This is a genomic window from Stieleria maiorica (genome assembly GCF_008035925.1).
In the GTDB taxonomy this organism is placed as follows: Bacteria; Planctomycetota; Planctomycetia; order Pirellulales; family Pirellulaceae; genus Stieleria; species Stieleria maiorica.
Genome location: NZ_CP036264.1, coordinates 5,651,487 through 5,665,557 on the forward strand (window position 1 = coordinate 5,651,487; position 14,071 = coordinate 5,665,557).

Here is a 14,071-nt window from a genome sequence, read left to right on the forward strand (position 1 = left end):
GGCAGCCATTGTACTTTGTGTTGACATCAATGCTTCCAAAGTGGGTTCGCCTTAACTCAAAGCCGCATGACCTCGAGAGACGGCGTTTGCGCAGCAAGCAAACGCCAGAGAGGGCCCGCGTTGCAAAAGTCGTTGCGACTTCCGCGACGCTCCAATCCGTCACTTGTACAGTCGACGTTCCGTGCGTGATGTGTCGTGGCGGCTCGGACGGGGCTGCGAGCGCCGCAGCCCTACAGCGGTTTGACGCGTAGGTTACGGAAGTAGCACACGCTCTTGGGGTCGTGGGCTTGCAGCGCGATCGTGCCTTCGTCCAGTCGTCGTTCAAAGTTCTTGTCGAACGCGGGTTTGTTTTCCGGTTCGGTGTAGTCGACCATCGTCTTTCCGTTGACGATCAATTGAATCCGTCGACCGGTGACGATGATCTCTTGCGTGTACCACTGGTTGTCTTTGATCCCGGCGGCCGCCAGATCGTCGGCCGAAACGTTCTCCACCGCGTACAAGCTGCTGGTCTTCTTGGGGTCGCCGTGTGACACGTTGACTTGGCATTCATAGCCAAACTTGGGCCAGCCGGTCGGTTGGTACTTGGTGTGAAAATAGATCCCGGCGTTGCTGCCCGGCGTCGTCATCACTTCGGCCTTGAAGTGGAAGTCCTTCATCGGCGCCAACGGCCCGGCGTAAAACGCATGGCAACGCTCGCCATCACAGACCAGTTTTCCGTCCTCGACATGCCAAGCGTCCGTGTTTTCCTCGGCCAGTTTCCAACCTTCCATCGTCTTGCCGTCGAAGATCTTGATGAACCCGTCTTCCGATTCGGGTGATTCGGCGGTGGCGACGTGGCAGCTGAGGATGCATCCCAGGGCAACGGCAAGTGAACAGACGAAAACGCGCATTTTAAGAGACTCTTGTGTGGGGGGGTGAAGGCCAGGAGTGGCCGAGGGAGTTTGTTTCGCGATGCAGTGCCACTGGGACGTCGCAACGCCGGCCCGAGTATGGAACGGCTGATTAATTTAATCGAAATGAACAAGCTAACGATCAGCCGATGAGCGCTAGCCCCGGTTTTGTTGCGGCGAGAACCGTGGCTGATTAAATCAACCGCCCAGGGACGAATGGCACGGGCCTAGTGAGCCGACGGCGCTAGCCGCGGGCCTTGATACTTAAGCGGGCAAAAAAAACGCCTGCGGCACCGCAGTGCTGCAAGCGTTTGTGTTTTTTCCAGCGATCGTCCGAATCGACGACTACTCTTTGCCGGAGTCGGTCGCGGGGACTTCACCTGCCTTGATCTTTTCGGCGAACGTCTTGCCGTCTTTGCTCTTCTTTTCACCCGCCTTTTCAAACCCGGCGTAGATCAACTTTTCAGCTTCTTCCGGGTTCTCTTTGACCCAGTCCTTGGGGAAGTCTTCCGCCTTCAGGAACTCGTGGATCGCCTTGCCGTACTCGTTGCGAACCTTTTTCTTGTCTTCTTTGTTGACGTGGCAAATGTAGCAACCGTGCTTGCGCGCTTTCTTGACGAAGTCCGCGTCGACGTCATCGCCACTGAGGTATTTATTCTTCCATTGTTTGCTGAATTCGCTCGTCGCCAACGCCGGGCTGGCCAAAAGAGCGAGACAACCAAATAGGATCGCGAACCGTTTCATGCAGTGTCTCCGGGGAATAATCGATGCCTCGGCGTTGGAGGCATGCCCAAGATAGGGGGCTGAGGTGGGTGGGGCATCAGTGTTGCTCAACTGATTGCCCTAATTAACGCTCAAATCGACCGGAAAGTCAAATCGGGGAGAGCTTTTTTGGAGGGTTTTCGAGTGGAATCGCCGTTTCGGCACACTCGGCGCATGCGAGACGACCCAGGTTTTCTGCCCCAACGCACCTGCCGTTTCCGGCAAGCACTTCGAGAAAACCCAGGTCGCTCGACTTTCTGCTGGCAGTGTTCCGACCCGGCCTGCCCCACGCACTCCGAGTCGTCTGCTGCTGCACAAACAGTCATCGGCCACCCTGCGTGTTCGAATTGATTACAGCCGGGAGAATGAGGGGGAACGGGCAGCAGGCGTCTATTTCCGCACCAGTTCGCGGAACGCCTTGTTCAGCTGTTGCGTGATCGGGCCGACTTTGCCGTCGCCGATTTTCCGTCCGTCCAAAGTCACTGCGGGGATGACTTCGGCAGCACTACCGGTCAGAAAGCACTCGTCGGCGACGTAGATGTCGTGCCGTGTCATCGGCAATTCGGTCGTTTCGATTCCCGCCTCTCGAGCCAATTCCAAAACGGCGTTGCGGGTGACGCCTTCCAGAATGCCCGCTTCGATCGGCGGGGTGTTCAACCGCCCATGCTTAATCACGAACAGATTGTCGCCGGTGCATTCGGCGACTTCCCCCTTGTGATTCAACATCAACGCTTCGATGCAGCCGGCTTTCAGCCCCTCCATCTTGGCCAGAATATTGTTCAGATAGTTCAGCGACTTGATCCGCGGGCTGAGCGCCGCCGGGTGATTGCGAATGGTCGACGCGGTGACCAGATCCAGCCCGTTATCGTAGAACGATTCGGGATACAACGTGATGCTGTCGGCGATGATGATGACTTGCGGGTCGGAGCACTTGAACGGGTCCAACCCCAACGGGCCGGCGCCGCGGGTGACCAACAAGCGGATGTAGCCGTCCACGATTCCGTTGCGGGAGACGGTTTCGTTGGTGTCGGCGGCAAGTTGCTCCAGCGAGACCGGCAACTGCAGATTGATCGCCCGCGCCGATTCGTCCAACCGGTCCAGGTGCTCTTTCAAGCGAAAGACTTTTCCGCCGTAGCTGCGCATCCCTTCGAAGACGCCATCGCCGTAGAGCAGACCGTGATCATAGACGCTGATTTTGGCGTCTTCGGGGGCATGGAACTGACCGTTGATATAGATCTGTCGGGACATGTCGATTGCAGGAACGGAGTGCGTTTTTGGGGGGATTGGGAAAGGGATCAGCCGAGTTGGGAATCGGTCACGGCACCGACGACGGAGGCGTCAAAATAGTTGATCGACATTCCAGCGTCGACAACCAACGATTGGGCCGTGATCCCGCTACTGCGTGGCGACAGCAGGAAGGCTGCCGTCTGGGCAACTTCTTCCGTCTTGACCGCCTCTTTGCGGGGGATGACTTGTTCGGCGTAAAGGTACGAATCCACGTAGCCGGGGATGCCTGCCGAGGCGCTCGTTTTCAGCAATCCGGCGGCCACGGCGTTGAATCGAACGCGGCTGAATCGGCTGAATGATTTGGTCAAAAAGGCCAGCGACGATTCCAGCGCCGCCTTGATCGGGGCCATGAACCCATAGCTTTCGCTGGCCATCCGCGTGGTGCTGATGCCGATCGTGACGACCGACGCGTCGGTGACGAACCGGCCCTTGAGCGCGTTGGCCAGGTTGATCAGCGAGTAGGCGGAGATGTCCACGGCTTGCAAAAACTGTTGACGCGTTGTTTCGTGAAACGGCCGAATGCCATCGGGGTAGTCGGCAAACGCGATCGAATGCACCATTCCCGCCAACTCGACACCTTCCTCGGCCAGCTGGTTCGCCAAGGCGTCGATCTGGTCTTGGTGCTCGACGTCGCAAACCCGCACGTCGCGGTCTCGCAACAGTTTGGCCGTGCTTTCCCGCCGGGCCTGGCTGCGGACGGCATAAATCACCGTTCCGCCGGACTGTTCGATGATGCGGGCGATCGCATAGGCCACGCTTTTCTTGTTGGCGACGCCCAGGACCAAGTAGGTCTTGCCAGACATCTGCAAGAAATCCATCACCGCCGGCGGGGTCTCACTTCCACTCATCGTTTCTCCTCTGTGCTCCCAGCCGACTCTGTGCTCCCAGCCGACGGATCGGTTTGGGTGATGCTGACCGCGAAATCCAGCCGCATCGCGAGTTTTCCGCGGAGCATCATTTTGCCGGTCAGGTAGAACGCATTACTGACCTGATCGTTCAGCGTGACGTGAATCTGGACGGTGTCACCCGGGCGGACCATGCGTTTAAACTTCACGCCGTCCATGCGGGTCGCCACGGGAACGCTGTCCGGCGACTGCTCCATCCGCTGATGCAGCAACACGGCGCCGGCCTGAAGACAACATTCGCACTGGATCACTCCCGGCACGATCGGCTGGTCCGGGAAGTGGCCTTGGACGAAAAATTCTTCCGGCGAAAACGTCTTTTGGCATACGATCGACGTTTCGTCCCGCTCACAGATTTCGTCAATCAACCGCATCGGCGGGCGGTGGGGAATCGCCTGTTCTATTTCTCGGGTACTCATGGGCGTAATTGAAGTGTTGATCGCCGCAGCGCCAAGACGGCTGGTGGACAGGAGAGGCCCCCGCAAAGCCGGGGGAGAAAACAGCCATCGTAGGCGATGCAAACGCCGATGCCTGTCGGGAGGCTGATTTGATGAAAACACATGCCCACATCAGAGACGGGTCTGCGAAGCATCGCCAACAGAACGGGCTCTGCATCGTCATCAGGCCCAAAACCCGCCGTGCCCCTTTCCTCCTCGGCCACAGACGATCATCATGTCAGAGATCCCTTGTGCCGAATCCGTTGTGCTGAAGTCGCCTGTGAATCGCTCCACGGTGCGGAATCACCCGGTGCAGCTTCGACGATCCCGAAGAAACCCCCAAAGCCAGTGCCCTTGCCGTCGACACCGCAATCCCCCGCTCCTGATTCGACTCCCGAATTGGTCCGCACCACCGGGAAACGGTCGATCTACAACGTTCCCAACGCGTTGACGAGCATTCGGTTTGCGATGGCGATCGCCGTGATGGCGCTGATTCCGTTGAACTTTTTCCTTGCCGCGACCATCGTGTTTCTCGTCGCCGCCTCGACCGATTGGATGGACGGTTACTGGGCCCGCAAATACGGTCAAGTCACCAAGTTCGGCCGGATTTTTGACCCGTTCGTGGACAAGATCATCATCTGTGGCTCGTTCATCGCCTTGGTCGGGGTCGCCAGATCACCGATCGCTTCGTGGATGGCGACCCTGGTCGTCGGACGCGAACTGCTGGTGACCAGTTTGCGGGGAATGGTCGAGGGCAGCGGCAAAGATTTTTCGGCCAGTTGGTTGGGAAAATGGAAGATGGTCCTGCAGTGTGCCGCCGTCGTCTCCTCGCTGATTTATCTGCAATACGAAACATCGCCCGCCTGGTTGACGTTCACGACGCTGGGGCTGGTTTGGTCGTCCATTCTGTTGACCGTGTATTCAGGCTACGATTACACCTTGGCCGCCGCCAGGCTGATGCAGGACGAACCCGACGATCCGGAATGAAGGCCCGATGCAGCGTGAAACCCTATTCGAAGCCGGCTTCTTCATCGTCTGGTTCATCGTGTTGGCCGTTGTCGTCGTCGGCAGCCTGCTTTGGATCGGCTGGATGTCCGGGCTGCGGAAACGGAACCTGTGCGGCGACGCGTCCGAACATCTGATCACGCCGCTGCCCCAGCACTTTCCCCGCTGGAGCGTGTTCGATTTTGTGCTGATGTTCGGTGTGATGATCTTGACCGGGTCACTGTTGCATCAAACGCTCGCCGCTGACCAACCGGCCGGCGACGCGGCGGTCGTCGATCAAGCGCCGGCGGATGCTGACGCACCGGCCCCCGCTGACGTACCGGCCCCCGCTGACGTACCGGCCCCCGCTGACGTACCGGCCCCCGCTGACGTACCGGCCCCCGCTGACGTACAGGCCCCCGCTGACGTACAGGCCCCCGCTGACGTACAGGCCCCCGCTGACGTACAGGCCCCCGCTGACGTACCGGCCCCCGCTGACGCACAGGCCCCCGCTGAAAAACTGGTGACCCAGGTAAAAATCCACTTCGTCGCCAACCTGACCGCCTTGGGACTGACCTTGATCTTCCTGCGGCTGACGCAAGGTCTGACCCTTGCGGATTTGAGTTTGATCCCCAACGGGAATGACGTTCGGCGCGGGCTTTTCGCGACCGTCTGGATTCTGACACCGGTTCTGTTGATCAACTGGGTGGTCTCCCAACTGGTACGGTATGAACACACGGTGACAGATTTAATGGCCGAACAGACGGGGCCGCAGACGTTCCTGGCGTTGCTCTTGTCCGTCGCGTTGGTGACGCCGATCGTCGAGGAGTTTCAGTTTCGCTTGCTGCTGCAAGGCGGACTGCAGCGGATCGCCGACCTGCCGGTTTCCGCGCTTTCACCGCAATCGCCTCCGCCAACGGCCTGGCACCCGACCTCGGCTTGGCCGGTCTACGCCACCAGTTTGTTGTTCGCCGCCATGCACCTGGGACAAGGCGCCGCGCCCATCCCGCTGTTTTTTCTGTCGGTCGGTCTGGGATTCTTGTACCAACGCACCGGCCGGCTCGTCCCCGTCATCGTGGTCCACATCCTGCTCAACACGGCAACGCTGTGCATGGAATTTTGCCGCGTCAACGCGGGTTTATGATACCGGCGCATCACCATGCCAGCGGGAAGCGTTAGCGAGCGGCGCCCGGAAACTTCACGAACCTCTCGCCGCGGCCAAGTTCGCCACCACCACGCTGGCGACCAGCCCCGGCAAAAAGATCGCACCGGCATCGGCGAATCGTCCCAACGGCGGGCTGGTCAAAATCACAAACCCGATGCTGAAGACCGCGTAGGTGATCGCGACGATGGCAAACGCATTCCAGCCGGCCGGTAACTCGATCGGACCGATCGCCGGTTGCCGGACGACCTTGACCAGCAGCCACAACAACCCCAGCAAAACCGTCGGCAAAAAAATCGGATGCATCGCGATGTTCGCCGCCGTCCCCCAAACGCTGCGCCGAACCGCCAGCAACAACCAACGCAGATAGCCGGTCGGCGATTGCGACAGGATCGCACGGTTGAGCGTGCCGATTTGCCGATGCACCCGGACTTCCGGCGCGAGCGGATTCGACGCATCTTTCTTGGCATCGACTTCACGCGCCAACGGCCAAACGATGCCATAGTTGATCTGTCCCCACTGCTGTTCGATCGTCAGCGTGGGCAGCGACCCGCCGGATGGATCGGGCAATTGAAATCCTCGGCGGGTCAGTTCGTCGGCCACACGTCGCCCTAGTTCCGCGGATTCGCCAGGCAGATTTCGCAACGTCTCCGCAGGAACCGTCTGGACCAGGACGGCAGAAAGGTTTTGATGGCCGAACGGGGCGATGGCGAAGTCGGACACCACCAACTTCCGAATGAACATCCAGCCCACGACGACGATGCCGACCGCGCACGCGATCTTCAGCCCTAATAAACGCGACGGAGCGACCGTCGCATCCGCCCCGTCATCCGCATCGGCATCAGCCGTGACCACCGCACCGCGATCGAACAACAGCCATCCGGTCACGGCGATCCAGGGCACGAGAAACAAATAGGCCGGTCGCACGAAGATGGTGATGATCGCGACCACCGCACAGGCGATCGCGCAGGCCACTGTCTGAGTCGCGGATCGGGTCCGACACGCGTTCATCAACAGCGACGCCGTGATCACCCCCAGCGACGCCGCCGGAGCGTCGGTGCTGATCGTGCTGATGTGGTCGGCCGCCGTGCATCCGACCAGGATGCAACCGCCAGCGGCGCCCGCCGAACGCAGGGGCATGCCGCGGCGATGCAGGGCTTCGGTAAAGGACCATGACGCGGTGGCATGCAACAGCACCTGTAACAGCGGAACCCACGACAGGCCGACCGTCGCGGAGACGACCGCCAAAAAGACCGGGTAGCCGGGCGTGCGAATCGAAAGCAATGCATCGGTCAGCGAACCCAGCGGATAATCCACATAGCTGGGCGTGTCGTTGACCATGTGCATGGCCAGTCGCCCCGAGATGGCGGCCACAGCGACACCGATGATGGCGAACAGCAGCCAGCGAATCGGAGCGGCGTTGAACTTCATGGACTTAGCGATTGATCGCGTCTTCTTCGTCGTTGCGTGCGCGTTTCTGCAGGTACATCTTGATCGGCACTTCACCGAATTTCAGGTGATCGCGCATCACATTCATCAAATACCGTTTGTAGTCGTTCGAAAACGCCTTCGGTTCGTTGCACATCACCACGATCGTCGGCGGTTCGGTGGCAACCTGCGTGGCATAGTAGATCTTGGGCCGACGGTTCTGATACAGCGGCGGCTGATGGGCTTCGATCGCGCTGCGCAACAAGCGGTTGAGTTGTCCGGTCGAGACACGCTCGCGGGCTTGCTTGTAAAGCATGCTGGAGTGATTCAGTAGCGCTTTGACGTTCTTGCCGGTCTGTCCGGTGATGAACGCGATCGGCGCATAGGAAAGCGTGGGGAACTGACGACGCAGGTACCTGACCCAACGTTCGGTCGGCATCGTGTCGTGCAGCAGATCCCACTTGTTGATCACAAAGATGCACGGTTTGTAGTTGTCGATGACATAGCCGATCAGTTGTTTGTCGACCTTGCTGACCGTTTCGGCCGCGTCGAAGAACATCAGCACGACGTCGGCGCGACGGATGCTCCGCTGGGCGCGGTGCATGCCGTAGAATTCCAAGTCCGTGCGTTGGCTCTTGCGTTTTCTCAGCCCCGGCGTATCGATGGCGATGAAGGTCTGGCCGTCGACTTCAAAGTGGACGTCCACGCTGTCACGCGTCGTTCCGGCAACTTCGCTGACGATCATGCGATCGGTTTCCGCCAACGTGTTGACGAACGTGCTTTTGCCGACGTTGCGGCGTCCGACGATCGTCAGTTTCATCGTCGGCACATTGATCGACTCGTCCGACGGCGGCAACCGATCGCGGATCAATTCCAGCAGCTCTTCGCGGTTGCGATTCTGCGTCGTGCTGACGGTGATCAGATGGCCGCGCCCCAAGCGATGGAATTCCTCGGCATGCACGTCGTGGTGCCGCTGGTCGGACTTGTTGGCGACCAAAATCACCGGGCGTTCCACCCCACGCAACCGCTCGACGACCAATTCGTCCAGCGGCATCAAGCCGGTCTGGACGTCGACGACCAACAAAATCACGTCGGCCGAGTTGATCGCCAATTCGATCTGACGACGCACGTCCGCCGTCAAATCGTCGGGGTCTTCGATGCCCAACCCCCCGGTGTCGGTCAGCTCAAAAAATTGCCCCTCCGACTCGATCAATGTCGTCATCCGGTCGCGTGTGACGCCTTCATAGTCGTCGACGATCGCCAATCGGCGGCGGGCAAGCCAATTAAAGAGACTGCTTTTGCCGACATTCGGGCGGCCAACGATCGCAACTTGGGGGACGGGCATGGAACAGTCTGTCGGACAAACGTAGCGTGAACGGAAGGGGAAACCAGCGTGGTATGTTAAACGCCGTGGTGCAAAACAAGTAGGCCGTGTGTTATCTATGGTGCCATGGAGCAAGAAAAACCAACGATCGATGGGCCCGACCCCGCCGCAACGCTCGCCCAAGCCGCCGGATTGGCCGAACATCTCCAGCGGATCGGCGTCCAGTGGCTGCCGACCCCCGATGCCGAATCCACACAGGCCCTGGCGACCCAATTCCGCGTTGCCGGCCAGGACACACCGCAACCACAGCCCGAAGCCGCATCCCGACCGACGTCCGCCCCGGCAACACCGGTCACAGCCCAGCCCGCCGCAGCCCAGCCCGCCGCAGCCCAGCCCGCCGCAGCCCAGCCCGCCGCAGCCCAGCCCGCCGCGCCCGCGACAGCGCCGAGTCCGCCTGGCGGCAGCCCCGCACCCGGCTTCGCCTTGCAAAGCGATTCGGCCGCCGCGAACGAACCCTACGCCGGGCCGCCACTGGCCGCCGACGCCCGCGCCGCCCAACTGGCCGCGTTTGCCGAAACCGTCGCCGCCTGCACCCGCTGCGAAATCCTTTCCAAGTGCCGCACCAAAACGGTCTTCGGCGAAGGCAACGTCACGCCCCGGATCGTCTTCTTCGGCGAAGGCCCCGGTCGCGAGGAAGATCTGTCAGGCCGGCCCTTCGTCGGTAAAGCCGGCCAGTTGCTGACCAAGATGATCGGGGCCTGCAAGTTCGCGCGCGAAGACGTCTACATCATGAATACCGTCAAATGTCGACCACCGAACAATCGAAACCCCGAACCGACCGAGATCGAAAACTGTCGCGAGTACTTCCAAGCCCAGTTCCAAATCTTGCGGCCCGAGTACATCGTCTGCTTAGGCCTGGTCAGCGCACAAGCACTGCTGCAAACCAAACTGTCCGTCGGACGGTTGCGAGGAAAATTCCATTCTTACTTTGATAGCAAAGTGTTGGTGACCTATCACCCGTCGTACTTGTTGCGCAATCCGGCCGCGAAAAAAGCGGCCTGGGAAGATCTGCAGTTGATGTTGCGTGATGCGGGGTTGATGTAGCGGCGTAAAAAACTCGTATTGACCGGTTTTGGAATACCAGAACAATCTGTGTGGATCGCGGATGTCACCGCCAAGCGAAAGGATCGCTTGAGAGTCCGCGAGAGCTGAATCCCACGATGTGCATGGAGGCCATCTGATGCGTCACGCATTTGACGTTCGACAAAGCGTTTCTTTTCGCACCCTTCTCGGCGAAGATTCGGTCAACAAAGAATTGGCGTTGCTGCCGAAATTGTCATCGACCGATGTGCCTCCGATGACCTCGGTCTCCATCGACACCTTTGCGGACGAAGTTGACCAACCGATTTCGATCTCGCTGGCCGAGTTATTCCCCGAAGCCAAGTTCTTTGGCTGCAAGGATGTTTGTCTTTCCACGCTTGCCGAAGACGTCCACGAGTGTGGCCCCGGCGACGTGGTGACCTATCGCGTCGGCGAAGGTGATCCGAACGAATTGATTTCGGACGCACTGGCACGTGGCGCCGGCGGAATCCTGACCGAACAACTGCTGCCGTGCCCGCTTCCCCAATGCATCGTCGGCAGTGTGGATCATGCGCTCGCGCGAATCACGTCGGCCAAACACCAGCATCCCGACCGCAAGCTTTTGACGGTCGGTGTTTTGGGCAACAGCGGAAAGACATCAACCTGTTTATTGGCGGCGACGTTGACCAAGGCGTTGGGAATTCGAACCGCGTACCAGTGTGACCTCGGGGCCAGCGACGGCGTCGTCAACGAGACCCCCGCGCAAGCGGTCCCGCACGGTGCCCCGCTGATCGATTGGATCGCCGAGTCGGGCGACTGCCTGAGCCGAATCGCGATCATCGAAATCGATGAAACGGCAGCTCGCGACGGACACTACGACGCGCTGCAGTTTGACGTGTTGATGGTGACCGGCAAGCGAGAGCTGTCGGACGACTTCGGACCGTGTGGCTTGCAGTGCTTGATGGAGCGATTGACGCCGACCGGAATCGTGATTGCACCGGGGGAAGACACCAAGACGGTTCGCGTGCTGGAAGAATCGCGTTGCCAATCGATCTTTTACGGCACGACCGCCGAGAGCGAGTTCGGCGCGATCATGATCGACCAATCCGGCGGCATGGCGACACTGATGCTGACCGCCGGCGACACCAGTGCGATGATGGAAACGCCGCTGTGCGGAAAATCGATGGCGTCCAACATCGCGGCGGCATCCGCACTGGGAGCATTGCTCGGGCATTCGCCCCACGAGATCGCCAAACACTTGTCGACGCTTCGATCGATTCCGGGGCGTGGCCAGCGACTGGTCGATTTCGGACACGCAACGGTGGTGCTGGAAACCGGCGGCACCGTTGACCGCGTGAGGGCGGCATTGCGGACGGCCAAAGCGGTCGGGGCGGGCGGGCGTGTCTGGTGCGTGTTGGCGATCGGCGAAGCAGACGACGCCGAGCTGCTGGCCAGCTATGGACATGTTATCGAACGTTTTGCACACCATTGCGTGGTGGCCAGTCGCCCGGAGCATAGCGGAGCGTTCTTGCAGCGTTCCCACCAATTGCTCGACGGTGTGAAAAAGTGCGCCGCGATTCGCCTGGTGGTCGATCAACAAAAAGCCCTTCAGTGGGCGATCGAGTCTTCTCGGGCGCGTGACACGATTGTCGTGATCACCAACGATCGAGCCCAACCGGCCCACCAGTCCCGAACCGAAATGGCGGCGTTGGAACAGTGGGTCGCCGCGGCGCGCACTAAGAAAGACGCCGAAGAAGAAGCCGCGGCCGAAGCCGATCCCACCGCCGACGTCGGCGCTCCGATCAAATTAAAACTGTTCCGCTAGCACGCCGACTCCCATCAACCCGTACGACGGCCCTTCCGGGCGGTCGACTCCCATCAACAAGTACGACGGCCCTTCCGGGCCGTCGCCGCTAAAACTTCCAGCGGTACTCCATCCGCGTTCCGTACACGTCGTCCTCGCCCTCGCGCCAACCGTGCATGACGTCGAACCGAAGCAGCGTGGCGTTGGAGATCGGAAACTGATAGCGGGCTCCGATCGCGTACTGGTCGCCGCGGGCGAGTGCGCGATCACCGTGGGTGGTCAGGTAGGTCAATTCGAGCAACAACTGCCGGTCCAAATCGTCGCCGATCAAATCGACGCCGACCGAGCCCCCGGCGGTGTCGGCCGCGGACGTGTCCAGGGTTGCAAAACCGTTTAGCCCGTCGGTGTCGAAGTTGATCCCGGTATTGCGCAAGATCCCTCCCGAGATTCCGGCACGGGCGACCGACTGCGGCCGGTCCCAGCCGTAGAAAAAGTTGGCGTAGGGGACGACGGTCAACGGCGCGGCCGTGATCCAACTGTTTTCGACCAACAACAATCCGCCGTCGGCCGTCCGGTCCGCCCCGGCGCGATCCTGTCCCGCATTGACGATCACTCGCACGCTGTTGCTGATCCGATCAAGGTAGCGACGCGTAAAACTGAACGTCGCGTTGTGGTAGCTCAATGAATCGTCGTTGCGGTGATTCAAATACGCGTATCCCGTTTCGATGTATCCGCCATAGGCTTCGATGAACCACGCCGTCCCGAATGCCTGTGCGTCGCTGTTGTCGGCAAACGCCGGGCTGTTGAGTTGATCGAACACGGCGAAGAAGCTGACGTCAAAGTTGGCCCAATTGAGCAGTCGACTATGCTTGGCGGGAATGGCAAACGCGATCCCGCTGACGGCGTCTTCCATCCAAATGCCGTTTTGAAACAACAGCGGCATCAGCCCCGCCGAAATCGGCAACTCAAACGGCGAGGACTGGTTACCCAACGCCCCGAGCATCACGCCCAGGTCACCTTCGAAGAATGCGGTCGCCGGAGTCAGGTTCATTTCATTGCGGTACCGCAAATCGCCGTCGACCAATTCCCAACGCGTGAACCGGTTTTGTTTGTCCAGCGGACCGACGAAGGCGTGAAACCGTTCGGTGTCGGTGATCTGAAGATCCATGTCCAGGTTCAGCCGATTGGCCCAGTTGTCGGCCCGCCCGCCGGCGTTGCGTCCGGACTGGATACCCGAGCGAACGTCGCCGTAGACATAGAATTTCGGCCGGACCAGATTCATCGGCCCGAACAGGTCCCGCCCTCGCGGCGTGATTCCGTCCCCGTACCAAACGCGCCCCCATTCGACCCACGGGTGTTGCGTCGGCACGTCTTGCTTGGCGTCATAAACCCAGGCTTCGCGCCCGCCGTCGTGATAACAGGCGGCGGGATCGACCGGCATCGGCGAAAAATCCATGCTGTGATTGTGCAGCACCATCGGCGCAGGTTCCACCTGCAGCGGCGCACTCAGCCTCTCGGCCAGCGGCGTGTGCTCGGTGTATCGCGTGTGCTCGGTGCGTGACGTGTGCTCGGCGACCGGAGCTGCCGGCACCAAGTCGTGATCGAATAACTCGAGCGGAACGTCTGGAAGGTTCGCATCCGTTGTCGGAAGGCCCGACAGAGAACGCGCCGCTTGCGGCTGGTGGTAACGCTCCAATGCGACCGTGAATTCGTCCACGCGATGCGACGTCGAGGGCCGCGATTGGCTCGGCATCGGTGACGTCGATCCGACGCTCCGTGAGACTCCTTGCGTCACCGACGGTGACGCCGGCGGATCGGCGATCGAGGCGTGTTGTAGTTGGGCAAGCGAACGCAGCAGCGCCCGATCAAAGTCCTGCGTCACCATCGCGGTGGTCTCCGTCGACGATTCAGCCCCGGTCGGTTTCTCAACCGCCGGCAATCGTCGCGGACGGTCGGCACCGAGCGTCGACAACGACAACAATACCAGTCCGATCAAATGGATTCGATTCAC

At 60.3% G+C, this 14,071-nt stretch carries 12 protein-coding genes; 4 read left to right on the forward strand and 8 right to left on the reverse strand.

The annotated features are described in order from the left end of the window. Positions 1 to 230: 230 nt before the first annotated feature. The 5 genes from Mal15_RS19230 to Mal15_RS19250 all read right to left on the reverse strand — a co-directional run bounded on the left by Mal15_RS19230 (position 231) and on the right by Mal15_RS19250 (position 4,260). Positions 231 to 890: a 3-keto-disaccharide hydrolase gene (locus Mal15_RS19230; protein WP_147869253.1), complete on the reverse strand. Its 660-nt coding sequence runs from the start codon at positions 888 to 890 to the stop codon at positions 231 to 233. Positions 891 to 1,235: 345 nt separating this feature from the next. Then, positions 1,236 to 1,634, reverse strand: coding sequence for a hypothetical protein (locus Mal15_RS19235; RefSeq protein WP_147869254.1), 399 nt, complete (start codon positions 1,632 to 1,634; stop codon positions 1,236 to 1,238). Positions 1,635 to 2,042: 408 nt separating this feature from the next. Next, positions 2,043 to 2,900 (reverse strand): branched-chain-amino-acid transaminase, encoded by an 858-nt coding sequence (gene ilvE / locus Mal15_RS19240; protein WP_147869255.1) that lies wholly within the window; start codon positions 2,898 to 2,900, stop codon positions 2,043 to 2,045. 47 nt (positions 2,901 to 2,947) lie between these two features. Next, positions 2,948 to 3,787, reverse strand: a complete 840-nt coding sequence (locus tag Mal15_RS19245) for an enoyl-ACP reductase FabI (protein ID WP_199773688.1) — start codon at positions 3,785 to 3,787, stop codon at positions 2,948 to 2,950. After that, complete coding sequence (locus Mal15_RS19250) at positions 3,784 to 4,260, reverse strand: 3-hydroxyacyl-ACP dehydratase FabZ family protein (protein ID WP_147869256.1); 477 nt, start codon at positions 4,258 to 4,260, stop codon at positions 3,784 to 3,786. The genes Mal15_RS19245 and Mal15_RS19250 overlap by 4 nt, the downstream gene beginning before the upstream one ends. 366 nt (positions 4,261 to 4,626) lie before the next feature. On the opposite strand from Mal15_RS19250, the gene pgsA reads away from it, so the two are divergent. After that, entirely contained in the window at positions 4,627 to 5,265 is a 639-nt protein-coding gene (gene pgsA, locus Mal15_RS19255; RefSeq protein WP_390623378.1) for a CDP-diacylglycerol--glycerol-3-phosphate 3-phosphatidyltransferase, read from the forward strand. A 7-nt stretch (positions 5,266 to 5,272) separates the two neighbouring features. Continuing rightward, the gene (locus Mal15_RS19260) at positions 5,273 to 6,406 is read left to right on the forward strand and encodes a CPBP family intramembrane glutamic endopeptidase (protein WP_147869258.1); all 1,134 of its coding nucleotides are present in this window, start codon (positions 5,273 to 5,275) and stop codon (positions 6,404 to 6,406) included. Positions 6,407 to 6,460: 54 nt separating this feature from the next. Here the strand turns inward: Mal15_RS19260 and Mal15_RS19265 are convergent, their stop codons facing one another. Both Mal15_RS19265 and der read right to left on the reverse strand, forming a co-directional pair. After that, positions 6,461 to 7,855 (reverse strand): hypothetical protein, encoded by a 1,395-nt coding sequence (locus tag Mal15_RS19265; protein ID WP_147869259.1) that lies wholly within the window; start codon positions 7,853 to 7,855, stop codon positions 6,461 to 6,463. A 4-nt stretch (positions 7,856 to 7,859) separates the two neighbouring features. Further along, positions 7,860 to 9,197: a ribosome biogenesis GTPase Der gene (gene der, locus Mal15_RS19270; protein ID WP_147869260.1), complete on the reverse strand. Its 1,338-nt coding sequence runs from the start codon at positions 9,195 to 9,197 to the stop codon at positions 7,860 to 7,862. Between the two features lie 105 nt (positions 9,198 to 9,302). Between der and Mal15_RS34925 the strand changes: the two genes are divergently transcribed. Together Mal15_RS34925 and Mal15_RS19280 are read left to right on the forward strand one after the other, a co-directional pair. Continuing rightward, the gene (locus Mal15_RS34925) at positions 9,303 to 10,280 is read left to right on the forward strand and encodes a uracil-DNA glycosylase (RefSeq protein WP_147869261.1); all 978 of its coding nucleotides are present in this window, start codon (positions 9,303 to 9,305) and stop codon (positions 10,278 to 10,280) included. A gap of 136 nt (positions 10,281 to 10,416) precedes the next feature. Next, complete coding sequence (locus tag Mal15_RS19280) at positions 10,417 to 12,081, forward strand: glutamate ligase domain-containing protein (protein ID WP_147869262.1); 1,665 nt, start codon at positions 10,417 to 10,419, stop codon at positions 12,079 to 12,081. 88 nt (positions 12,082 to 12,169) lie between these two features. Here Mal15_RS19280 and Mal15_RS19285 read toward each other — a convergent pair whose 3' ends face one another. After that, on the reverse strand, positions 12,170 to 14,071 hold the full coding sequence (locus Mal15_RS19285) for a hypothetical protein (RefSeq protein WP_199773689.1): 1,902 nt from the start codon (positions 14,069 to 14,071) through the stop codon (positions 12,170 to 12,172).